Source organism: Planococcus sp. S3-L1, from assembly GCF_030063085.1.
Classification (GTDB): domain Bacteria; phylum Bacillota; class Bacilli; order Bacillales_A; family Planococcaceae; genus Planococcus; species Planococcus kocurii.
Map to the genome: position 1 here is coordinate 149,655 of NZ_JASISN010000001.1, position 23,391 is coordinate 173,045.

The window sequence follows — 23,391 nt, forward strand, 5'->3', positions numbered from 1 at the left end:
TCGATTGATTTATGTGTACACATCCATTGACGTAAAATCATCCTCTAACAGCAACTTAATTAACGTTAAATTATGAATATTCGATACATTTTTTTTTATCTATGCTATCCTCGAAAAGAAAGATATAAAACTGAGAGGGTGACAAGCGATGGCAACGATCGATCGAATCAGAGAAATCAGGCGAACTCTTCACGAAAACCCAGAATTAGGTGGAGAAGAGTGGGCAACTTCAAAACTGATACAAGAAGAGTTGCAAAAAGCCGGTATTTCATTCAAAACAGGTTTTGCAAAAACGGGTGTTTTAGGTGTAATCGAAGGTGGCAGCAAAGGTGGAACAGTCGCATTACGTGCTGACATTGATGCCCTGCCAATCTTGGAAAAGACGGCTATCGACTTTAAATCTAAAGTAGATGGCAAAATGCATGCATGTGGCCATGACGCGCACACTTCAATGTTACTCGGAACTGCCTTTAAGCTACAAGAAATGAAAGGTCAATTGTCTGGTCGTGTGCTGCTCATTTTTCAGCCCAATGAAGAAACATCACCAATCGGTGGAGCAAGACCAATGATGGAAGATGGATTGTTTGATGAATTTCAGCCTGATGTCATCTTTGGACAGCATGTTTGGCCTGATCTGCCAGTCGGACAGATTGGCGTGCGTGATAAGGAAATGATGGGGGCTTCTGATACCTTAACTTTCACAATAACAGGTGCTGGGGGACATGCCAGTATGCCTCATCAAGGAAAAGACGCTATTGTTATAGCAGCAGAGTTCATCTCATCGCTACAGTCGATTGTTAGCCGTAATGTAAATCCATTGGAATCTGCAGTAATTACTATTGGCACAATCAATGGCGGATATCGCTACAACGTAATAGCAGATCAAGTGGTCTTAAAAGGGACGGTTCGTACCTATAGTAAGAAAGCTAAAGCGACAGTAAAACGTCGCCTAGAAAATCTTGTAAAAGGTTTTGAAATTGCGTACGAAGTAGAAATCGATTTTGATTATGTCGATGGCTACGGAGCCACGATAAACACTCCTAAATGGGCAGAGTTAGTGCGCGGAAGTGCAGCTCAACTATACGGAGATGATGCGTTGCCTGTGTTGGATCCATCTATGGCCGGAGAAGATTTCTCTCGTTTTCTAGAAAAAGTACCGGGAGCTTTTTATTGGCTTGGTTGTTCGAAGGAGGACGTGGAGCATCCTAAACCTTTGCATGATCCGGAATTCTTTTTTGACGAATCAGCTTTAGAAATTGGAGTCGAAACGATGACGAAAGTGACAGTTAACGCACTAAATATATTGAAAAAATAATTTTTTTGAGAGCCAATAATAAGTAGATAGGATAAGTTCATTACCGGAAACACTTGATTATTCGTTCGTTATTTGGCTATAATATTCAAAACATTAAATTTATATATGAAGAGGGGGCCTACTATGAAAAAACAGGTACAAAATGGAGACAAGCAAGGAATTTTCATCCGCTTTCTCAATATCATTGAAAAGTTGGGCAATAAACTACCTGATCCGTTCATGATTTTTGTGTATTTAGCAGTCGTTGTCATAATCGCATCTTTTATCTTTAGCTTATTCGATGCTTCTGTTGTCCATCCAGGAACTGGAGAAACCTTGGCTATTCAGAACTTGTTATCGGGACTAGGACTTCAATATATTGTAACTTCCATGTTGGAGAACTTTACAGGATTTGCTCCATTAGGAACTGTATTGGCTATTATGCTTGGAATCGGCTTAGCTGAAAAAGTGGGTTTATTGGAAATTGTAATCCGTAAAACTATTTTAAAAGCACCCGCATCGCTCGTTACATATGCTATTGCATTCGTAGGAATTATGGGAAATATCGCATCTGACGCAGCTCAGATTTTAATACCTCCTCTAGCAGCAATGGTGTTTTATAAGATTGGTCGTCATCCACTTGCGGGATTGGCTGTTGGATTTGCCAGTGCTGGAGCTGGATTTACAGCGAATTTATTGATTGTCGGAACGGATGCGTTGCTGTCGGGTATCTCGACAGAAGCAGCAGCTATTCTTAACGATCAGATTATTGTTACACCAGCGGATAATTGGTACTTCAATATTGTTTCAGTTTTTGTGCTGACGGTAGTTGCGGCTTTAGTGACAGAAAAAATCATTGAACCAAAACTTGGGGAATATGAAGGCGACAAAATAATTGATGTCAGTTCTGAAGAAAATCCGAAAGCCAATAAAGGATTGTGGAACGCGGGATTAGCTGGACTGGCTTATATTATGATGATAATCATCCTAATTGCATGGCCAGATTCAACTTTGCGTAACGAAGAAGGTGGATTGATACCATCCCCGTTCTTGACTGGAATTGTACCGTTTATACTAGGCTTATTTATTGTGCTTGGTGTTGCTTATGGGAAAACCGTTGGTGTCATTAAAAACTCTCGTGATGCAGTAAACTTTATGGGCGAATCTATTAAAGATATGTCAGGATTTATTGTACTTATATTTGCAGCTTCTCAATTTATCGCTTACTTTACATGGACAAATATTGGAACATGGATCGCGGTAAATGGTGCAGAATTATTGACTCAAATCAATTTCACTGGAATATATCTCATTGTCGGATATATCCTCTTTACGTCCATGCTGAATTTCCTGATTTCTTCAGGATCTGCTAAATGGGCTCTAGAAGCACCCGTTTTTGTGCCACTGTTCATGCAATTGGGTTATCATCCGGCATTCACGCAGATGGCTTATCGGATTGGAGATTCTTCCACCAATATTGTGACTCCTCTAAATCCATATTTTATCGTCGTTCTGTCGTTTGTAAGAGAATACGATAAAAAAGCAGGAATGGGAACTTTAATTTCGTTGATGATTCCCTATACATTGTCTTTCCTTATTGTTTGGATTATCATGTTCCTAATTTTCTTCTATGCAGGATGGCAATTTGGCCCAGGAATCACACCTTATTTATAAAAAAGTTTACTTTATGAGGAGGATAATAAGTGGTAGAAATAGTAATCGATGACCAGCTACAAGAACATATGATTGAATGGCGACGTGATTTGCACAAGCATGCAGAATCTGGATTTTTGGAGATGCGCACTGCTTCTCTTGTGGCAAGACATCTTTCCAAACTTGGGTATTCACTAAAAATAGCTGAAGAAGTGATGAAAGCTGACCAGCGAATGGGTATGCCAAGTCCCCAAAAATTGGATGAGCATTATAAATGGGCTGAACAGAATGGCGCCGATCTGGAATGGCTGCCGAACTTCAAGAATGGCATGACGGGAATCGTCGCTGTGCTTGAAACTGGAAAGCCAGGTTCGGTCCTTGCTTACCGTTTTGATATGGATGCGTTGGATATTCAGGAGGAACTGGTTAAAGGTCATCTTCCATTCGACCTAGGTTTCCAATCAGTCAACGCTGATAAAATGCATGCCTGTGCACATGACGGGCATACTTCGATTGGGCTTGGCTTTGCGAAAACCTTAATGAACAATAAAGAAAAGCTGACAGGTACAATCAAATTGATTTTCCAACCAGCAGAAGAAGGGACACGTGGAGCAAAATCAATGGTAGCGGCAGGTGTCGTTGACGATGTTGATGTCTTCATCGCTATGCACCTTGGTACTGGAGTTCCAACAGGTGAATTTGTGGCAGGCAATTCGGGTTTCTTAGCAACTACAAAAATCGATGTTATTTTTAAAGGTAAAACTTCTCACGCAGGTGGTAAACCGGAAGACGGGCGCAATGCGCTAATGGCGGCCTCTTCTGCAGTTCTTGGTTTATATGGTATTCCTCGCCACTCAGCAGGGGCTTCACGAGTCAATGTCGGGGTTCTGAATGCGGGCTCTGGTCGTAATATTATTCCAGGGTCTGCTCAAATGAAAATTGAAACGAGGGGAGAAACTTCTGAAATTAATGACTATATTCGATCGCAGGCGTTTGCAGTGTTATCAGGTGCTGCGGCAATGTACGGCGTAGAAGTAGCAACAGAAGTTGTTGGGGAAGCCAAAAGTAGCATTCCGAGTAAAGAACTTGTCGACATGTTGTACGATGTTGCCCAAAGTTCACCATATTTCACTAAAACAATTGACTGGTCTACCGATTCGGCAGGTTCCGAAGATGCAACGTATTATATGGAACATGTTAAAGCAAATGGAGGATTGGCCACATATTGTGTCGTGGGTAGTGATTTGGCAGCTGGGCATCATAATGAACGGTTTGACTTTGATGAAAAGTCGATGCTGTCAGCCGTCGACATACTATACCGTTCTGCATTGAAATTAAATAAGGTATAAAGAAAAGACGGCAGGATTTCCTAGGCCACTGAAAATGCTTCTATCGAAACTAGGAGAGACAAAAAAAGAAGACAGATTGGCAGATTATCCTGTCTTCTGTCTCCTTTTTTTATTTTGCGCTGAGTAACTCAAGTCTTCATTTCAATTTCACAGTAAAATTGTCATGCCGTTGAGTGTAGCTTCGGATGACGTGCGATATCCATACCAATTCTTCAATTACAATGTTCTTAGCTTCAGTTTTATATCGCTCTTTGGCGGTCTGCCTGAAGAATTCACTTTCTTGGAATGCAAGTTGATTTACATACTCGGTTGATTTAATGGTTATGGAATAGGTCTTACTTTTAGCTCTTTCTTTGTAACAGCCTTCTCTCAGCAGACAGCTTTTGACTGCTTGCTCTTTTTTTATTTCACAGCAGAAGGCTTGACGTCTTTAGGAATAGGACAAGTATAGGGTTCTTTTTTTCGCTTTTCCGTATGTTCGGCTTTGATTGCCTGAAGATCTTCAGGGTGGGTAAATAAATGAATGGCGGTGTTTGCCATAGCTTCAGATGATAACAACATGCCACTATGTGCAAATGAACTAATGCCTTGTGTTACCATCTGCCAAGTATGAAGAGGAGTACCGATAGCTGAAGTAGCAGTCGTTAATTGAGCAGTCGGAACAACCCAGCTAACATCAGATACATCTGTGGAACCAGCCATAACTTCAGCGGAAGGAATATACTCAGAAATAATATCCGACAGGTATTTGCCCTTGAACTCGCTACTGTCTCCGCTATAGCCAAACGACTTCATACCAGCAAGGGAATTTTCTTTTTCGCCTTCAGATAAAGTCTTCCAGATGTCTTTGGCGAATTGCTGTTCTTCTTCGGTGGGCTGGATAGCTCCAGCTTCATGTAATTTTTCGTTTAGAATTAATTCCAATCTTCGATTTGGTTCGTAGTTGGAACAAGCTTTATCGAAGATGATGGTCATTTCAGTTTCCGTCATCAATGCGGCACCTTGAGCGATTTTACAGATGCGTTTATAAATATCATCAACTTGAGCGACTTTAGGCGCGCGAATTAAGTATAGTACTTCCGCTTCTGACTGAACAACGTTTGGTGAAAATCCGCCGCTATTGGTAATGGCGTAATGCATTCTTGCTTCTTGGACGACGTGTTCACGCAAGTAATTGACGCCCACATTCATTAACTCAACTGCGTCTAGAGCGCTGCGTCCTAAATGTGGAGAGTTAGCTGCATGTGAAGCTACACCTTTGAACCGGAAATAGACTTGGTAATTAGCAAGACTCGATAGACTCATGATGGAATTAGCATAAGAAGGATGCCAGGTTAAAGCGATATCCAGATCATCAAATATTCCTTCACGTACCATAAAAGTTTTGCCGGAACCGCCTTCTTCTGCTGGACAGCCATAGAATTTCACTGTTCCTTTAGTGTTATTATCGATAAGAAACGCTTTTACGGCAGATGCTGCTGCCAGAGCGCCAGTTCCAAGCAAGTTATGACCACAGCCATGGCCAATGCCGCCTAATTTTATGGGTTCTTGTTTTGTTAAGTTAGCTTTTTGGCTAAGTCCAGATAAGGCATCGAATTCACCAAGAAACCCGATGACTGGTTTACCGCTACCATAGGATGCGATAAACGCGGTTTCAATACCGCCAACGCCATATTGAACGGAAAACCCTTCTTTTTCTAGTTCATTAGCTAAAAAAGAAGCAGATTCAAATTCTAAATAGCGTGTTTCGGGATGTTCCCAAATGTATTGGCTAATTGATTCAAAATGATTTCTGTTAGTTAATAAATATTGATGAACAGAAAAATCAGTGGACATATCAGCATCTCCTTTGGAATAAATTTATACTCAGTATAGCAAAAAGACATGTAATTCTAAAATGAAAATTGAATTGATATATTTTGTTGAATTATAAAAATATTTTCTTTTTTCTACACTCAGTGCCTTCTAGGTTTATATAGGATGGAAACGTTTCCAAAGAAAACTAATTATTTTTTATATATTGACAATGGATTTTCACCTGTATATGATGGAGTCAATTCAAATATACAGAATAACTATGTTGATGGAGATACGCTTCGTGTAGAGAAATCTTAAGAGAGCTGATGGTTGGTGAGAATCAGTGATTTCGACATTTAGCAGCACTCCTGAATAGATGGATTGAATACCCCAGTAGGTCCATCCGTTTCATGTCCGTTACGCATGTGAACCAATGAGGCTGTCTATTTTGTGACAGTGAATTAGGGTGGTACCGCGAATCAGACTCTTCGCCCCTTACATTTTTTATGTGAGGGGCGAGGAGTCTTTTTGTCGTCTTTCTACAATTACTGGCCCAAATATCGGGTAATCGAGAGGGGAATAGAGTTTATTATGCTAACAGACCAACAAATTTTGCGAATCCCAGGACCAACGCCAATTCCGCCAAGTGTGCAACGCGCTATGGCTCAACCAATGATCGGGCACCGCGGACAAAGTACATCCGAAATGATCAGCGACATCAGACCAAGATTAAAACGTGTTTTTGGAACCAAACAGGAAGTTATGATTTTAACGGGTAGCGGAACCGCGGGACTAGAAGCGGCGGTTGTTAATACAGTAGCTCCCGGCGAAGAAGTTTTAGTTCTTGTAACAGGAGCATTCGGAGAACGGTTTGCAAAAATTTGTAAAGCATATGGCATTCAAACTCATGTTTTCGAAGTGGAATGGGGCTTAGCAGTTGACCCACAAGCAGTAAAAAGCTTCTTATTGGAGCATCCTGAAATCAAAGTGATTTTCTCGACTTTCTGTGAAACATCAACGGGTGTCTTGAATCCAGTCAAGGAGTTAGCTGCTGCAGTTAAAGAAGTGTCTGACGCACTTGTTATCGTCGACGGCGTCTCTTGTGTAGCCGGTACAGAAACTGAAATGGATAAATGGGGAATCGATGTTGTGGTGACGGGTTCACAAAAAGCCTTTATGTTACCTGCAGGTCTATCGTTTATCGCAGCAAGTGATCGTGCTTGGAAGAAAATCGAAGCTAATCCGCAACCACGATTTTATCTAGATCTTCAAAAACATCGCGACAATCTATTAAAAGATACAACACCATTTACTCCAGCACTGTCGATTTTATTCGGCTTGCAGCAAGTATTAGAGTTGTTAGAAGAGGAAGGACTCGAACAAGTATATGCGAGGCACCGTCTGATGAAAAATATGACACGTGCTGCATTCAAGGCACTCGGCATACCGTTGCTGACTTCTGACAAAGATGCATCACCAACCGTCACAGCTGTAAAGCCGGATGACTTTGATGCAGAACAATTCCGCCACGTGATGAAAAAAGAATTTGCTCTTGAAATAGCAGGTGGCCAACAGCATTTAGCGAAAAAGATTTTCCGAATCGGTCACATGGGCTATTGTTCTCCGGCAGACATGTTTCAAACACTAGCTGCAATGGAAATTGGTTTAATGAAAATTGGCAAGAAAATCGAACTTGGTAAAGGAATTGCCGCTGCACAGCGAGTCTTTTTGACAGAAGGAGAGAATAACTAAATGACTTTTCACATACTAATCAGCGATCCACTTAGCGAAGAAGGCATTTATCCTTTGCGTCAGGCAAACGGCGTAAATATTGTGATCGAAACCACCTTAACGCCGGAACAACTAGAAGAGCGTATTGATGGGTTTGACGCGTTACTTGTTCGAAGCCAGACGCAAGTAACGCGTGAATTGATTGAAAAAGCGTCTAACTTGAAGATTATTGGACGTGCAGGTGTTGGCGTAGACAATATTGATTTAGAAGCTGCGACAGAACATGGGATTATCGTCGTTAATGCACCGGACGGCAATACAAACTCAGCTGCAGAGCATACGATGGCCATGATGATGTCGATGGCGCGCAAAATTCCTCAAGCCTTCCATGCCTTGCGCAACCAGCAATGGGACCGTAAATCTTACGTAGGTGTCGAGCTAAAAAATAAAACGCTTGGAGTAGTTGGATTTGGTCGAATCGGTCAGGAAGTAGCAGCGCGCGCTAAAGGACAACGGATGAACATCATTGCCTATGATCCTTTTCTAACGGCTGAAAAAGCGGAAAAGCTTGGAGTGGATTTTGGATCGGTTGAGGATGTACTGAAAGTAGCGGATTTTGTTACAGTTCATACACCACTTTTGAAAGATACAAAGCACTTGATTAACAAAGAAGCATTTGAAATTATGAAAGATGGCGTCCAGATTATTAATTGTGCACGTGGTGGAATTATTGATGAAAATGCACTGTTTGATGCTGTGAAGTCTGGCAAAGTGGCTGGAGCCGCGCTTGATGTATTTGAGCAAGAGCCGATGGTTGATTTTCGTTTATTGGATTTACCTGAAATTATTGCAACCCCCCATTTGGGTGCGAGTACGTTTGAAGCGCAAGAAAGCGTAGCAGTGGATGTCAGTATGGACGTCGTCAGTTACTTTACAACAGGAACTGTCCGGAATTCAGTGAATTTGCCATCCGTACCGAAAGAAATCATGAAAAAAATTGAACCTTATTTTGATTTGTCAGAGCGATTGGGTGCTTTTTTGACGGATCTGACAGGTGCCACTGCTGAAGAAGTCACCATACGCTATGCTGGAGAATTAGCTAATATGGATGTTAGGCCGTTAACGCGTAACATGTTAAAAGGCATGTTGAAGCGTCATCTTGGTAAACAAGTTAATAATGTGAATGCCTTATACCTTGCCAATCAAAAAGGTATTGTCGTTACTGAACAAAAGACTACAGAATCAAAAGGCTTTACGACGTTAATCACAGTAGAAGTAAAGACTGCGAATGGCGTTAGAAAAGTGGCTGGAACTTTATTAAATGGACAAGGAGCTCGCATCGTTAAAGTGGATGATTATTTAGTGGATGTCGTGCCAGAAGGTCATCTCTTGTACGTTCGCCATAATGACCGTCCAGGTGTCATTGGTCGCGTGGGTACGCTATTAGGCGTTGAGGATGTCAATATTGCTACGATGCAAGTAGGGCGTTCAATTATTGGTGGAGATGCGATTATGATGTTGTCTATTGATAAACCAGCAGACACAAGTAGTTTAGCGAAATTAGCAAAATTAGATGAAATCCAAGGCGTTACTGCTATCAACTTATAATAAATAGAAAGGGCTGTCACCATAAGTCATTTTTTATGACATTTGGTGACAGCCCTTTTGCTATTCCTGGAAAGATCGGCTAATTGCTAGTGTAACAAACGCTTTGTTATGAATAGTCACGTATTTCTCGCTTTTTGATTACAGTTGTTCTAATAACTGAAGCAATTCTTCTAAATGTTGAATTTCGTAAGTTGGAATGATTGTTTCATGGGGCGCTTTCTGCTCGCGGTTGATCCAAACAGAGCGAATCCCTGCTTTTTCAGCACCGATGATGTCCGTCATTAAGTTATCACCAACCATCAGCACTTCTTCGGCTAGAACATTAGATTTCGATAAGGCATACTGGAAAATACTCGGATCGGGTTTGCCTTTTCCATACGCACCAGAGACAATAATCTGGTCAAAAAATGGTGCGATTTCAGGTGTAATTTCAAGTTTAAGCTGCTGTAAGCTAGGCGAGCCGTTAGTCAATAAGAGCAATTGGTAATGTTCTTTCAAGTCTGCCAATACTTTTAAGCTTTCTTCATACAGTACAGGATTTCTTTTACGTGCTTTCGGAAAAAAGTCGGCTAGTTGACTACCGATCTTAGCACAGTTTTCAATACCAATATGCTGTAAACCAAGCGTCCAAGCATCTTGGCGATAAGTTGGCACGATGGTTTTCATCTGTTGAAAATCTGTGCCTTGATCGTCAAAGTTTCCCCATAGACCTTCAAAAGGATTGATGCCAATCATTTTGGTGAAAGCGTATGTATCATATCTCGCGTAAAGCTCAGTTGCTACCATTCTTACCGCTGTTTCCAAACCCGAACAGTCTTGACCAGTTAGTTCTTCGGCAAAACTACACGTTTCCTGGAACGCTTTTTCAACACTTTTCTTATCCCACAACAAGGTATCGTCTAAATCGAAAAAAATCGCTTTGACCATCAGTGTAAGCTCCTCCTGACAAGTTCTTTAGTTTGTTCAAGTGTACTGGAAAAATGAACAAAAACATAGGGAGTTCAGAATTCTGTCACTGAACATTACAAAGCGTGGATGCTATTATATGTGCAGGGAGTGAAAACAATGACAATCAGCAATTTGACTATGTCTTTATGGGAAGAAGCCATTGACTATATAAGTATTTGTTTTGATGAACTGGGCAAGAGCGAACACCAAAAAGCAGATAGATTGCTTGAAGTCAAAATGGAAATCACCAATACGGGGACTTATACACACAGCTATGAAGAATTAGAACATGGTGCACGGATGGCGTGGCGTAATAACAATCGCTGTATTGGTAGGTTATTTTGGAATTCACTAACAATTTTTGATGAACGACATCAAACATCTGCAGAAGGTGTTTTCGATGCACTAATTCGCCATATTGATTTTGCAACAAACGATGGAAAAATTCGTCCAGCCATTACCATTTTTCGACCGGCTACAAAAAATGAGCAACCGATGAGGTTATGGAACCATCAGCTCGTTCGGTATGCAGGATATGAAACTGAAAACGGTATTATTGGAGATTCAAGTTCGATAGAATTCACTAAACAATGTCAAAAGCTTGGCTGGCAAGGAGAAAGAACAGCTTTTGATATTTTGCCATTAGTGATAGAAATGCCAAACCGTGAGCCTGCATTAAAAGAAATTCCACGACAATCGATTAAAGAAGTTGAAATCGATCATCCAGAAATCTTAGCATTTTCACAGCTCGGTTTAAAATGGTATGGAGTACCGCTTATTTCGGATATGTTGCTTGAAATTGGAGGCATTGAATACCAAGTAGCGCCTTTTAACGGCTGGTATATGGGAACAGAAATTGGTGCGAGAAACTTAGCGGATGAAGATCGGTATAATGCCTTGCCAGAACTAGCAAAATTGATGAACTTAAATACACAGTCAAACCGTTCTCTATGGAAAGACAAGGCTTTAGTTGAATTGAATATCGCGGTATTGGAATCGTTTCAAAAAGCTGGAGTGACCATTGTCGATCATCATACAGCAGCAAAGCAATTTAAAAATTTCGAGAAAAAAGAACAAGCAGAAGGACGAGATGTAACCGGCAACTGGGCTTGGCTGATTCCGCCCATGTCTCCAGCAACAACTCACATTTTTCATAAGCCTTACAAAAATAATGTTGTTAAACCAAATTATTTTCATCAACAAACTCCTTATCAAATAAACTAAAGAAATTTTACAACCATATGTTAGAACAGGCAGTGATATCCTTTAAATGGATAAAAACTGCTTTTTTTAACCGCAAAATACGTTACATTTAAGTGATTTGTATTATAATAGTAGTTAGTGACTATTATCTAGTGTAAGACATTATAGAGAGAAGGAAATTTAATGGGACGTAAATGGAATAATATTAAAGAAAAGAAAGCATCTAAAGATGCCAACACAAGCCGAATTTACGCGAAATTCGGACGTGAAATATATGTAGCAGCCAAACAAGGCGAACCAGACCCAGAATCAAACCAAGCTTTAAAAGTAGTGTTGGAACGAGCAAAAACGTATAGTATTCCGAGAGCAATTATCGACCGAGCAGTGGACAAAGCTAAAGGTGGATCGGAAGAAAGCTTTGACGAATTACGCTATGAAGGATTTGGACCAAATGGCTCAATGGTCATTGTAGATACGTTAACGAATAACGTTAACCGTACGGCTTCAGACGTCCGTGCAGCTTTTGGCAAAAACGGAGGCAATATGGGCGTCAGTGGTTCAGTTGCTTATATGTTCGATCACACAGCGGTATTTGGTATTGAAGGCAAAACAGCTGACGAAGTTCTTGAGTTGATGATGGAAGCGGACGTTGACGTGCGTGACATTATGGAAGAAGAAGATGGAGTTATTGTCTATGCAGAACCTGATCAATATCATTTAGTGCAAGAAGCGTTTAAAACTGCCGGCATTACAGAATTCACTGTAGCTGAATTGACAATGCTTGCTCAAAACGAATTGCCATTGCTTGAAGATGCACAGGAACAATTCGAGAAAATGATTGATGCAATTGAAGACCTAGAAGATGTTCAGCAAGTTTATCACAACGTAGATTTAGATGGATAATTCTGAGAAAGTATAGTTAACGATATTTTCCGAAGCTTACCGTACGATTCCGCTGGGCTGGAACCGAGTCTTCTTATCTTCTTTTTATAAGTAAAAGTGAGGTATTATCTTGTTTAACGTTCTAAGGAAACACTTTGAGTAAAATCAAAGTGTTTCTTTTTTATGGATTATAATCTGATAATTCGAAATTTGACTTGTAATTCAAAAATAGAACGACTATAATAAAATTGAAGAAATAGTATAAATATTTCGTCTTTTTATTTAGGGATAAATGTAAGGGCTTTCAAAAAGTTGCTTAGTAAGAAATTCTGACTTTTAAAAATTTAAAACATGATAAAAAATTGGGGGAAATATAAATGCTGAAAGAGTTATCACCGAAGGCAGATGAGTTGAGAACAAAATTATTAAGGTTTATGGAAAATTATGTGTATCCAAACGAAGCTACAGTTGAGAAATATCGACAACAAGCAGAGGATCGCTGGACCATTGCACCGATTATTGAAGAACTGAAAGAAAAAGCAAAAGAACAAGGGTTATGGAATTTGTTTTTGGACCATCCCGAATACGGAGCTGGATTATCGAATTATGACTACGCTCATTTATCCGAGATTATGGGACGTTCGTTAATTGCACCTGAGTTGTTTAACTGTAATGCACCAGATACTGGCAACATGGAAGTGTTTGTGAAATACGGAACAGATGAGCAGAAAAAGCAGTGGCTTGAGCCTTTACTGCGCGGAGAAATTCGTTCGTGCTTCTCGATGACCGAGCCTGCTGTTGCTTCTTCTGATGCAACGAATATCCAGAGCAGTATTGTGCGGGATGGCGATGAATACGTCATCAATGCGAAAAAGTGGTGGACAACTGGAGCAATGGATCCTCGTTGTAAAATTGCAATTGTTATGGGTAAAACAGATCCAAATGCAGCAAAACACCAGCAGCAATCGATGATTCTCGTACCTTTTGATACACCTGGAGTCGAAATCATCCGACCATTGACAGTCTTTGGATACGACGATGCACCACAAGGTCATGCTGAAGTACACTACACCAATGTACGTGTTCCCGTATCTAATATGTTGCTGGGTGAAGGACGCGGCTTTGAAATTGCTCAAGGACGCTTAGGACCCGGACGCATTCATCATTGCATGCGTGCGATTGGTGCTGCAGAACGTGCACTTGAACTGTTATGCAAACGAGCGGATAGCAGAGAAGCGTTTGGATCTACGCTGGCTGATAAAGACGTCATCCGAGAAATTATTGCAGAAAGCCGAATTGAAATTGAACAAGCACGTCTTTTGACTTTGCATGCAGCTCACAAAATCGATGAAGCTGGGGTGAAATCGGCACGTAAAGAAATCGCCATGATCAAAATTGCGGTGCCGCGCGTCTCCATTAATGTGATTGATCGTGCGATACAGGTTTTCGGCGGAGCTGGACTCACAGAAGATTTTCCGTTAGCAGCACATTACGCCAATGCTCGTGCTCTGCGTTTAGTTGATGGTCCGGACCAAGTGCATTTGCGGGATGTTGGCCGCCTTGAACTACGCGAACAATTAGAAGAAATAACAACTGTGAAATAAAGGAGGTGTGATAGGAGGAAGGGTATTAACCATCCATCAAATTCAAGTCGAATAGCCTCGAATTCTTTACTGTCACATTTCACAGAGTCAAAAAGTAAGAGGAGTTATTAAGTACTTCACTTTTGAGAAATTCATATCGTTAAATCAGAAACTATCATTGGAGGGGAACACATGAATATTGTCAGCATTTTAGCACAAAACGCATTAAGACATCCAGATAAACCAGCACTTGTTTTTGAAGACAGGTCATATACGTATCATGAATTCAATAGAATGGTTAATCAGCTTGCTAACGGTTTAATCTCTTTGGGTATAAAAAAAGGAGAAAAAATCGCATTGATGATGAAAAACTCAGATTACTTTGCAATTTCTTATTATGCAGTTGCTAAAACTGGTGCGGTGATTGTGCCGATGAACTTCAGACTAGTTGCACGAGAAGCGAATTATATTCTGGATCAATCAGATAGTGTTTTTGTTATTTGTGATCAAGAATATGAAAAAATGATTCACGATGCTAGCAGTACGATTCCTGCAGTTCGCCAAGTGATTACAGTAGAAACAGCAGAAAACAAAGGCAGTCTCTCTTTGCAAGATGTATTATCAAAAAATAGTGCTGAACCGGCTGTCGAAATCAACAACACGGATGATCTTCATATTTTATATACATCAGGAACAACAGGTAACCCAAAAGGAGCGGTTTTTGATCACGAGCGCGTTTTGAATGTAACTGTTGGGTGTATTGGATTGCTCGGTTATAACACGCGCGAAAGATTTATTCATGTAGCACCTTTATTCCATGCGGCTCAATTGGTTATTTGTATGACGAGTAGTTTTTTGTTAGGTGGATTCAATGTAATTCATAAAGAATTTAATCCAGAAGCCATGTTACGAGATATCGAAAAATATAAGATTACTAGTCTTTTTGCCATTCCAACGATGTTCAAATTCTTAATCGAATTCCCAGGTGGAGAAAAATACGATGTCTCTTCTATTCAACGGTTCCTATATGGCGCAGCTCCGATGTCTAGAGAAATGGTCAATCAGACGATGAAATTCTTTAACTCGAACAATTTTTACAGCTTGTGTGGATTAACAGAAGGTGGACCATCAGGCATATACCTATCGCCGGAAGATCATAAAGAAAAAGTGGGTGCTTCTGGTAAAGACGGGCTATTGTTCACAGAAGCTAAGTTAGTTACGCCGGAAGGACAAGAAACAGAACCCAACATGGTGGGAGAATTTGTTCTTAAAGGTGATACGGTAATGAAAGAATATTATAAAAAACCTCAAGAAACTGCGGCAACACTTAGAGATGGGTGGTTATACACAGGTGATTTAGGTTACCGAGATAAGGATGGCTACATCTATATTGTAGACCGCATAAAAGACATGATTATTACAGGTGGAGAGAATGTCTATTCTGTAGAAGTGGAAAACGTTTTAGGAACTCATCCGAAAATTGCAGACGTCGCAGTAATCGGATCACCTGATGAGCAGTGGGGTGAAATCGTAACAGCTGTTATTGCAAGCAAGCCAAACGAGACCATTGAACTGGATGAACTTGAAGCTTTTTGCCGACAACATTTATCGGGATATAAAATCCCGCGTAAAGTTGTCTTTGTAGAAGCGTTGCCTCGTAATACTTCTGGCAAGCTAATGAAATACAAACTAAGAGAATCGGTAAAAAAGTAATAAATGCAGAATAGCATGTATAGAAGGACAGTGAGGTCAAGCTTGAATCGAACATCTCAGGCTTCTTCTGCATCCGAATAACTTACCTGTCATCAATACTGACGGATAAACAAGGAGGGATAAAATGAAAAAAAATGCCCGCGTACTTGGTGTAGATATGGTTGAGTTTTCGAAACCAGGAACAAATGAACCCTACGAGGTGATGGCTGCTAAAGCAGTAAAAGGTGCACTTACAGATGCAGGAATTGAATACCGAGAAGTGGAACAAGCTTTTGCTGGATATGTTTATGGAGACAGCACTTGCGGCCAACGAGCATTATATGATATTGGAATGACGGGTATCCCGATTATTAATGTGAATAATAACTGTTCATCAGGTTCTTCCGCATTGTTCATGGCTCGTCAAGCTATTGAATCTGGTGAAGTCGAATGTGCTCTGGCATTTGGTTTTGAAGAGATGAAACCAGGGGCCTTGGGAAGTGTTTGGGAAGATCGCACACCACCACTCGGCTGGATGATAGATCGTTTGGAAGAAATTGATCCGAATATCCCGAATTCTCCGGAAGCGATTAAAATGTTTGGCGCAGCTGGTAGTGCATATTTAGAAAAATATGGAGCAAACCCAAATATCTTTGCGAAAGTAGCTGTCAAAACGCGAAATCATGCTGTTTTGAATCCATATTCTCTTTTCAACAATAAACTATCGATTGAAGAAGTTATGAATGCACCACTGTTGTATCCAACATTAACTCGTCTCATGGCCTGCCCACCAACTTGTGGTGCAGCTGCTGCTATCGTATGTAGTGAAAATTTTGCAAAAAAACACGGTGTAGAGCATGCGGTTACAATCATTGGTCAAGCGATGACGACGGATACGGTCGTTACTTATGAAAATCCAATGACACTCGTGGGTGCTGAAATGACGCAGCGTGCAACAAAGATTGTCTATGAAAAATCCGGATTTGGACCACAAGATATTGATGTTATCGAATTACATGATTGTTTCACACCAAATGAAGTGATCACTTATGAAGGGCTTGGACTTTGTGGTGAAGGAGAGGCAGAAAAATTTATCAGTGATGGGAACAATACACACGGAGGAAAATACGTCATCAATCCATCAGGTGGATTAATGTCAAAAGGACATCCACTTGGAGCAACCGGATTGGCCCAATGTACAGAACTCGTATGGCAATTGCGTGGACAAGCAGGCAAACGTCAAGTTGAAGGAGCAAAAATTGCACTTCAACATAATTTAGGGCTTGGCGGAGCATGTGTAACGACCATGTATCAATTAGGTTAACATTTGGAATAGGAAGTAATAGGAAAAGCTCGAAAATATGAATGCTATTATTTCCTTATTTTTTTATTCTATTTTTGAACGTGTATTCAAAAATAGAACGGATATTGATTTTACATTATAAGCGTATTTCTAGGGATAATGCAGGATGGATCTATTCTATAAGAAAGAGGGATTCTCATGTCATTACATGCACAAAAAATTGCGAAGAAAAAAGAAGACATTATTAAAGCGGCCACTGCGATCGTCACAGAAAAAGGATATCTAGGAACGACCATGGAAGAAATTGCTGCTACCTTGTTAATGACAAAAGGCTCTGTTTATTATTATTTCGATAATAAACAAGACTTGTTGTATCAATGTTTCATCTTATTGCTAAACGAAAGCATTGCCAATATCGAAAAAGTAGAACAACAAAACATACCATATAAAGAAAAATTACACCAAGCGATGGTTGTGCATATCGTGTATGTATTACGCGAAAGAGGCGAATTTGAATTAGTAACGAAAAAGGAATCTTTTTTCGATGGAGAACAATTAGAGCATATTCTTGCGCTTCGAAATGATTACGAGCAACTATTTGATCGAATTATTGCTGGAGGTGTCAAACAGCGAGTTTTTCTACCAGTAGACATAAAAATCGTTCGAAATCTTATACTTGGGGCCATGAACTGGATGATTGAATGGTATTCAGAAGATGGAGAAAAAAACCTTGATGATTTTGCCGAGACAAGCGCTAGTTATTTAATGAGACTTGTCTTATATTCTGAAATAGAAAATGGAGGAATAGAAAATGGATTTAAGTAAACTGGTAGCTGTAGTAACGGGCGGGGCATCTGGATTGGGAGCAGGAACGGTCCGGAATTTAGTTAACAGCGGTGCGAAAGTAGCTATTTTCGATTTGCAAGAAGGGTTGGGAACAGAACTTGCTGGAGAATTAGGTGAAGCAGCTATATTTTGCAAAACTGATGTGACAGATGAAGCAAGTGTAACGGCAGCGTTAGATCAAGCGGTAGAAAGGTTTGGTTACGTAAACACGTTAGTAAATTGTGCAGGTATTGGCGTTGCAGAAAAAACAATGGGGAAAAAAGGTCCACATAGTCTGAAATCATTTTCTAAGGTTTTAGAAGTGAACTTAATCGGTACGTTTAATATGATTCGCCTTACAGCTGAAAGAATGTCGGAAAACACACCAAATGAAAACGAAGAGCGAGGCGTCATCGTTAACACAGCTTCAGTAGCTGCTTATGATGGTCAAATTGGTCAAGCGGCATACAGTGCTTCAAAAGGTGGGATTGTTGGAATGACATTGCCTATTGCTCGTGATTTGTCTTCAGTAGGCGTGCGTGTTGTGACAATCGCTCCAGGCCTTTTTGATACACCCGCTTTCCAGGGGCTACCAGAAAAGGCAGTAGATGCATTAGGGAAAATGACGCCGTTCCCATCTCGTTTAGGGAAAGCTTCAGAATTTGGCTGCTTGGTTAATTCTATTATTATTAATCCCATGTTGAACGGTGAAACGATTCGATTAGACGGTGCGATTCGCATGCAACCTCGTTAAAATAGCTTTTTTGGATGAGCTAGATTTTGTTAACTACGAAGGAGGAATAAATAACATGACGCAGTTATTATCTGTAGAAAAAAATGCTGGAATTGCAACAGTATTTATCGACAATCCACCTATGAACGTGTTGAATCAGCAGGTTATTCGCGAATTAAATAAAGTGTTTTCTTCTTTAAAAGAAGATGAAGAAGTGGTTGCGATTATTTTGACGGGACGGGGAGATAAAGCCTTTGTTGCAGGAGCAGACATTAAAGAATTTCCGGAAAGAACATCTACCAAGCCCGAGGAAGGACCTACAGTTCATGAGATTTTTAACATGATTGAGGACCTCCCAAAACCAACAATTGCTGTATTAAACGGCTATACACTTGGCGGTGGACTTGAACTGGCATTAACGTGTGACATCCGGATAGCAGAAGAACATGCTCAAATTGGTTTGCCTGAAGTGAAACTTAGCTTGCTTCCGGGTGCAGGAGGCACACAACGATTACCTCGATTGGTGGGTCCTGCTAAAGCAAAAGAACTATTATTCACGGGTGATTCGCTGTCAGCAACAGAAGCAGAGCGTTTAGGACTTGTGAATTCGGTTGTTCCACAAGGAGAAGGATTAGCAGCAGGAGCGAAACTCGCTGAAAAATTTGCAAGACAGTCTCTACAAGCTTTGTCTCGACTCAAGAGGCTTGTAAATGTGATGGATGAGCAATCATGGAGTGAAAGTTTGGCGCTAGAAGAGAAATTATTCGAAGAACTATTTGCGACAGAAGATGCCAAAGAAGGCATAACTGCATTTATTGAAAAACGCAAACCTGTATTCAAGCATCGCTAATAAAATAAGTGGAGAAGTGTGGGAGGAATTTTTATGATGAAGAGATCTTTTCTGACCGAAGACCATGAAATGTATCGGGATGCATTAAAGAAGTTTTTGCAAAAAGAAGCGGTTCCTCATTTTGATCAATGGGAAAAAGATAAAATGGTGCCACGATCTTTTTGGGAGAAGATGGGGAAACAAGGTTTTCTTTGCCCTCAAGTAGATGAAAAATATGGGGGTGCAAATGCTGACTTTGGTTATGCGACCGTGTTTATAGAGGAATTTGAAAAAGTAGGTACCGGGTTAACGGGACCTGGACTCCATAATGACATCGTTATTCCGTATATTGAATCTTATGGGTCTGAAGAGCAAAAGCAACGTTGGCTGCCGAAATCATTAACTGGAGAAATGATTTCGTGTATCGCGATGACTGAACCAAATACAGGTTCTGATTTAGCGGCTATTAAAACGACAGCGATAAAAGATGGCGATGATTATATCATCAATGGGGAAAAGACGTTTATTACGAATGGCTTTAGTGCAGATATCGCAATCGTTGTTTGCAAAACAGATCCAACTGCAGAGCCAGGCCACACAGGAATTAGTTTAATTGTGGTAGAAGCTGGTACAGCTGGATTTACAAAAGGCAAACAGCTAGAAAAAGTAGGACAACATGCAAATGATACAAGTGAGTTAATTTTTAATGACGTCCGTGTACCTAGCAGTCATCTATTAGGTGAAGAAGGAAAAGGCTTCTTGTACTTAATGCAAAAGCTACAGCAAGAAAGATTGATTATTTCTATTTCGAGTATAGCGTCGATCGAAAGAATGTTAGACATTACGATGGATTACGTGAAGCAAAGAAAAGCTTTTGGAAAAAGAGTTAGTCAATTTCAAAATACGCAATTTAAGTTGGCTGAACTCAGTTCAGAGCTGCAAATTGGTCGTGCTTTCGTCGATAAATTGATTGAAAATCATATGGCTGGAACAGATATCGTGACAGAAGTATCGATGGCAAAATGGTGGACCACGGATTTAGCGCAAAAAGTTGCCATTGAATGTATGCAATTGCACGGCGGATATGGTTATACAGAAGAATACGAGATTGCAAGACGTTATCGTGATGTGGCAGTAACGTCTATTTATGCCGGTACAAACGAAATCATGAAAGTAATTATTGCTAAAAATTTAGGAATAAAATAAACGTCAATTTATTAGCAAAGGAAGAGGTATATGGGACTTTTAAACAATTTAAAAATACTCGATTTTTCAACGTTATTGCCAGGTCCATTTGCGACATTGATGTTAGCAGATTTAGGCGCTGAAGTTTTGCATGTGCAACGACTGACAGAAGAAAAATTAACATCAATGGAAACCTACCTCAATCGTTCTAAAAAATCAATTGCGTTAAACTTAAAAGACGAAACTTCAATCGAAAAACTCAAAGAACTTGTAAAAGAGTACGATATTGTATTAGAACAATTTCGACCTGGTGTAATGGACAGGCTAGGTCTAGGTTATGAGCAATTAAAAAAAATAAATCCTAGAGTCATTTACTGTTCGTTAACAGGGTTTGGTCAAACAGGTCCATACCGTGATCGTCCTGGTCATGATATTAACTATGTGTCGATCGCTGGACTAGCAAGTTATTCAGGTACGGAACGGGACGGACCGGCAAATGTCGGAACGCAAATTGCAGATATTGCAGGAGGCTCTTTGCATGCGGCGATTGGTATTTTATCTGCTTTTATTTACCGCGAAAGAACCGGTGAAGGGCAATCACTGGATATTAGCATGACAGATTGTAGTATGTCATTAAACGCTATAGCAGCTGCTCCTTATTTGGTGGATGGAGAAAAACCGGCACCCGAAAAAATGCTATTAAACGGCGGTACATTTTATGGGTATTTCAAAACTAAAGACAATCGATACGTTTCAGTCGGTAGCCTAGAACCGAAATTCCGTATTCTATTATGTGAAGGGCTAGGTCGAACAGATTTAACTGAACTGTCTATGAGCCAAAAACCAAACGACATCGCTGACTTTAAACAAGCTGTAAAAGAATCATTTTTAAACAAGACATTTAAAGAGTGGAACGAGATTTTCGGTGAAATTGAAGCATGTGTAGAACCCGTACTGACATTAGAAGAAGTAATGCATCACCCGCATTCGATGGAGCGAGAGATGTTCGTAGATGTACCAGATTTACAAAACGGATTTCAAAAACAAATTGCTTGTCCAATCAAATCATCGGTTTTCACTCCAGAATATAAACATATTGGATTAAGGGCAGGCGCAAATAATTGTGAATTCTTTTGAAAGATTATTCCTCCAATCAGATCATTAGTAGGAACAAATAGGGTCTCTATTTGTTCCTACTAATGATTTTCTTATATGTAAAGGTGTTTAAGTTTAAAGAGTTCATGCTAGAGACCATTTTAAAGCTTCAGGGGATTGTCAAATCTTCTCCATAAGCAGAATATTTTACTTTATATACCCCTGGTGGTATATTGAGTTTATAAAATGATTGAAGGGAATTGATGATATGTTATTAAGATATTTCTACGATGATAATTTAGCGCACGCTTCATATGTAGTAGGCTGCCAGGCAACAGGAGAAGCAGTAGTAGTAGATCCAATGCGCGATATAAGTGCTTACGAAGAGCTTGCTGCAAAAGAAAACTTGAATATTGTCGGTGCTCTTGAAACACATATTCATGCGGACTTTGTTTCAGGTTCACGTGAACTTGAAAATCGTTTTGGTGCAAAATTATATCTGTCTGACGAAGGTGATGCAGATTGGAAATATCAAAATATCAATCATTTACATCACCAATTAGTAAAAGGTGGCGATCAGTTTAAAATCGGGAATTTGATTTTTGAAGTGATGCACACCCCGGGCCATACACCAGAAAGTATTTCATTTTTACTAACGGACCGCGGTGGTTCGGCAGATAAAGCAATGGGTATTTTCACTGGAGACTTTGTGTTTGTAGGAGATGTTGGTCGACCAGATTTACTTGAAAAAGCTGCAGGTGTCGAAGGAACTTCTAAAGCAGGCGCTAAAGATATGTTCGAATCACTTGAGCGCTTTAAAAAACTACCAGATTATCTTCAAGTGTGGCCAGCTCATGGTGCAGGAAGTGCATGTGGTAAAGCGCTTGGCGCCGTACCTTCTACTACTGTAGGTTATGAGAAAATGTTTAACTGGGCATTGCAATACGACGAACTTGAAGCATTCCAAACAGAATTATTGGATGGTCAACCTGAACCACCTGCTTACTTCGCTGTGATGAAATCAGTGAATAAAACAGGTGTAGAGTTAATGAAAGATTTGCCAAAACCACAAGTGATTGGGTCTGCAGATGAGTTGAAGAAACTAATTGCGGATGGCCAGCAAGTTGTTGATTTACGTGCTTCTGCTCTATTCGGCAATGGCTATATTCCTGGAACGATTAACATTCCATTTAATCAATCATTTGCTAACTGGGCTGGATGGATTGTAGATTACAAAAAACCGTTATACTTGCTGCTGGATCCAGAGTCTTTAGATCAAGTAGTTGAAGTATTGCGCTCTGTCGGTATTGAAGGAGAAATTAGCTACGGAGATGTTTCGAAGCTAATTGAAGAAGCGGGAGAATTAGAGTCATATAAGAGCGTATCTCCTGAACAAGCGAAAGAAATGATCAAAGACGGCAAAGCCAATGTGCTGGATGTTCGAAATCAATCTGAGTACGATGAAGGTCATATTGAAGGAGCCAATCACATTATGATGGGTACATTAAAAAAACGATTGGATGAAGTTCCGGCAAGTAAAACCATTATTGTACAATGTCAGTCTGGAGCGCGTTCAGCGATTGCTACAAGTCTTCTTAAAGCGAATGGTTTTGATGATTTGGTTAACCTTTCAGGTGGCTATTCAAAGTGGAAAGAAGAACTATCGGTTTAGCTATGAAGT

Annotated in this window: 18 protein-coding genes and 1 other annotated feature; of the genes, 16 read left to right on the forward strand and 2 right to left on the reverse strand. The window is 40.2% G+C overall.

Translation table 11 applies throughout. The annotated features are described in order from the left end of the window. The first annotated feature begins 148 nt into the window (after positions 1-148). The 3 genes from QMF37_RS00760 (at position 149) to QMF37_RS00770 (ending at position 4,296) form a co-directional block, all read left to right on the forward strand. Positions 149-1,315 carry a M20 metallopeptidase family protein gene (locus tag QMF37_RS00760; RefSeq protein WP_283475988.1) on the forward strand — a complete coding sequence of 389 codons (1,167 nt, stop codon included), beginning with the start codon at positions 149-151 and terminating at the stop codon, positions 1,313-1,315. A 123-nt stretch (positions 1,316-1,438) separates the two neighbouring features. Beyond that, the gene (locus QMF37_RS00765) at positions 1,439-2,968 is read left to right on the forward strand and encodes an AbgT family transporter (RefSeq protein WP_283475989.1); all 1,530 of its coding nucleotides are present in this window, start codon (positions 1,439-1,441) and stop codon (positions 2,966-2,968) included. A gap of 29 nt (positions 2,969-2,997) precedes the next feature. After that, complete coding sequence (locus QMF37_RS00770; protein ID WP_283475991.1) at positions 2,998-4,296, forward strand: amidohydrolase; 1,299 nt, start codon at positions 2,998-3,000, stop codon at positions 4,294-4,296. A gap of 402 nt (positions 4,297-4,698) precedes the next feature. On the opposite strand, the gene QMF37_RS00780 is transcribed toward QMF37_RS00770, so the two are convergent. Continuing rightward, a complete protein-coding gene (locus tag QMF37_RS00780; protein ID WP_283475993.1) occupies positions 4,699-6,132 on the reverse strand; it encodes a M20 family metallopeptidase in 1,434 nt (477 codons plus the stop codon). Positions 6,133-6,367: 235 nt separating this feature from the next. After that, positions 6,368-6,592 (forward strand) — a binding site (T-box leader). A 92-nt stretch (positions 6,593-6,684) separates the two neighbouring features. On the opposite strand from QMF37_RS00780, the gene QMF37_RS00785 reads away from it, so the two are divergent. Both QMF37_RS00785 and serA read left to right on the forward strand, forming a co-directional pair. Further along, entirely contained in the window at positions 6,685-7,845 is a 1,161-nt protein-coding gene (locus QMF37_RS00785; RefSeq protein ID WP_283475995.1) for a pyridoxal-phosphate-dependent aminotransferase family protein, read from the forward strand. Next, positions 7,846-9,432: a phosphoglycerate dehydrogenase gene (gene serA / locus QMF37_RS00790; protein WP_283475997.1), complete on the forward strand. Its 1,587-nt coding sequence runs from the start codon at positions 7,846-7,848 to the stop codon at positions 9,430-9,432. 138 nt (positions 9,433-9,570) lie between these two features. On the opposite strand, the gene QMF37_RS00795 is transcribed toward serA, so the two are convergent. After that, on the reverse strand, positions 9,571-10,359 hold the full coding sequence (locus tag QMF37_RS00795; RefSeq protein ID WP_283475999.1) for an HAD family hydrolase: 789 nt from the start codon (positions 10,357-10,359) through the stop codon (positions 9,571-9,573). A 138-nt stretch (positions 10,360-10,497) separates the two neighbouring features. On the opposite strand from QMF37_RS00795, the gene QMF37_RS00800 reads away from it, so the two are divergent. The 11 genes from QMF37_RS00800 to QMF37_RS00850 all read left to right on the forward strand — a co-directional run bounded on the left by QMF37_RS00800 (position 10,498) and on the right by QMF37_RS00850 (position 23,382). After that, on the forward strand, positions 10,498-11,604 hold the full coding sequence (locus tag QMF37_RS00800) for a nitric oxide synthase oxygenase (RefSeq protein WP_283476001.1): 1,107 nt from the start codon (positions 10,498-10,500) through the stop codon (positions 11,602-11,604). A 162-nt stretch (positions 11,605-11,766) separates the two neighbouring features. Continuing rightward, complete coding sequence (locus QMF37_RS00805) at positions 11,767-12,486, forward strand: YebC/PmpR family DNA-binding transcriptional regulator (RefSeq protein WP_283476003.1); 720 nt, start codon at positions 11,767-11,769, stop codon at positions 12,484-12,486. Between the two features lie 356 nt (positions 12,487-12,842). After that, positions 12,843-14,069 (forward strand): acyl-CoA dehydrogenase family protein, encoded by a 1,227-nt coding sequence (locus tag QMF37_RS00810; RefSeq protein ID WP_283476006.1) that lies wholly within the window; start codon positions 12,843-12,845, stop codon positions 14,067-14,069. 171 nt (positions 14,070-14,240) lie between these two features. Continuing rightward, positions 14,241-15,761: a class I adenylate-forming enzyme family protein gene (locus QMF37_RS00815; protein WP_283476007.1), complete on the forward strand. Its 1,521-nt coding sequence runs from the start codon at positions 14,241-14,243 to the stop codon at positions 15,759-15,761. Between the two features lie 124 nt (positions 15,762-15,885). Continuing rightward, positions 15,886-17,064 (forward strand): lipid-transfer protein, encoded by a 1,179-nt coding sequence (locus QMF37_RS00820; protein ID WP_283476008.1) that lies wholly within the window; start codon positions 15,886-15,888, stop codon positions 17,062-17,064. A 177-nt stretch (positions 17,065-17,241) separates the two neighbouring features. Then, positions 17,242-17,868: a TetR/AcrR family transcriptional regulator gene (locus QMF37_RS00825; protein WP_283476009.1), complete on the forward strand. Its 627-nt coding sequence runs from the start codon at positions 17,242-17,244 to the stop codon at positions 17,866-17,868. After that, positions 17,855-18,622 carry a 3-hydroxyacyl-CoA dehydrogenase gene (locus QMF37_RS00830; protein ID WP_078080709.1) on the forward strand — a complete coding sequence of 256 codons (768 nt, stop codon included), beginning with the start codon at positions 17,855-17,857 and terminating at the stop codon, positions 18,620-18,622. The genes QMF37_RS00825 and QMF37_RS00830 overlap by 14 nt, the downstream gene beginning before the upstream one ends. A gap of 55 nt (positions 18,623-18,677) precedes the next feature. Further along, entirely contained in the window at positions 18,678-19,451 is a 774-nt protein-coding gene (locus tag QMF37_RS00835; RefSeq protein WP_283476011.1) for an enoyl-CoA hydratase/isomerase family protein, read from the forward strand. Between the two features lie 36 nt (positions 19,452-19,487). Further along, the gene (locus tag QMF37_RS00840; protein WP_283476321.1) at positions 19,488-20,636 is read left to right on the forward strand and encodes an acyl-CoA dehydrogenase family protein; all 1,149 of its coding nucleotides are present in this window, start codon (positions 19,488-19,490) and stop codon (positions 20,634-20,636) included. Between the two features lie 30 nt (positions 20,637-20,666). After that, entirely contained in the window at positions 20,667-21,752 is a 1,086-nt protein-coding gene (locus tag QMF37_RS00845; protein WP_283476013.1) for a CaiB/BaiF CoA transferase family protein, read from the forward strand. Positions 21,753-21,978: 226 nt separating this feature from the next. Continuing rightward, positions 21,979-23,382 carry an MBL fold metallo-hydrolase gene (locus tag QMF37_RS00850; protein ID WP_283476015.1) on the forward strand — a complete coding sequence of 468 codons (1,404 nt, stop codon included), beginning with the start codon at positions 21,979-21,981 and terminating at the stop codon, positions 23,380-23,382. Positions 23,383-23,391: the final 9 nt, after the last annotated feature.

Excerpts from the sequence above, each read along its gene's own strand:
- QMF37_RS00760 (WP_283475988.1), top strand. The coding sequence starts at position 149 with ATGGCAACGATCGATCGAATCAGAGAAATCAGGCGAACTCTTCACGAA.
- QMF37_RS00765 (WP_283475989.1), top strand. The coding sequence starts at position 1,439 with ATGAAAAAACAGGTACAAAATGGAGACAAGCAAGGAATTTTCATCCGC.
- QMF37_RS00780 (WP_283475993.1), bottom strand. The coding sequence starts at position 6,132 with ATGTCCACTGATTTTTCTGTTCATCAATATTTATTAACTAACAGAAAT.
- QMF37_RS00785 (WP_283475995.1), top strand. The coding sequence starts at position 6,685 with ATGCTAACAGACCAACAAATTTTGCGAATCCCAGGACCAACGCCAATT.
- serA (WP_283475997.1), top strand. The coding sequence starts at position 7,846 with ATGACTTTTCACATACTAATCAGCGATCCACTTAGCGAAGAAGGCATT.
- QMF37_RS00795 (WP_283475999.1), bottom strand. The coding sequence starts at position 10,359 with ATGGTCAAAGCGATTTTTTTCGATTTAGACGATACCTTGTTGTGGGAT.
- QMF37_RS00800 (WP_283476001.1), top strand. The coding sequence starts at position 10,498 with ATGACAATCAGCAATTTGACTATGTCTTTATGGGAAGAAGCCATTGAC.
- QMF37_RS00805 (WP_283476003.1), top strand. The coding sequence starts at position 11,767 with ATGGGACGTAAATGGAATAATATTAAAGAAAAGAAAGCATCTAAAGAT.
- QMF37_RS00810 (WP_283476006.1), top strand. The coding sequence starts at position 12,843 with ATGCTGAAAGAGTTATCACCGAAGGCAGATGAGTTGAGAACAAAATTA.
- QMF37_RS00815 (WP_283476007.1), top strand. The coding sequence starts at position 14,241 with ATGAATATTGTCAGCATTTTAGCACAAAACGCATTAAGACATCCAGAT.
- QMF37_RS00820 (WP_283476008.1), top strand. The coding sequence starts at position 15,886 with ATGAAAAAAAATGCCCGCGTACTTGGTGTAGATATGGTTGAGTTTTCG.
- QMF37_RS00825 (WP_283476009.1), top strand. The coding sequence starts at position 17,242 with ATGTCATTACATGCACAAAAAATTGCGAAGAAAAAAGAAGACATTATT.
- QMF37_RS00830 (WP_078080709.1), top strand. The coding sequence starts at position 17,855 with ATGGATTTAAGTAAACTGGTAGCTGTAGTAACGGGCGGGGCATCTGGA.
- QMF37_RS00835 (WP_283476011.1), top strand. The coding sequence starts at position 18,678 with ATGACGCAGTTATTATCTGTAGAAAAAAATGCTGGAATTGCAACAGTA.
- QMF37_RS00840 (WP_283476321.1), top strand. The coding sequence starts at position 19,488 with ATGAAGAGATCTTTTCTGACCGAAGACCATGAAATGTATCGGGATGCA.
- QMF37_RS00845 (WP_283476013.1), top strand. The coding sequence starts at position 20,667 with ATGGGACTTTTAAACAATTTAAAAATACTCGATTTTTCAACGTTATTG.
- QMF37_RS00850 (WP_283476015.1), top strand. The coding sequence starts at position 21,979 with ATGTTATTAAGATATTTCTACGATGATAATTTAGCGCACGCTTCATAT.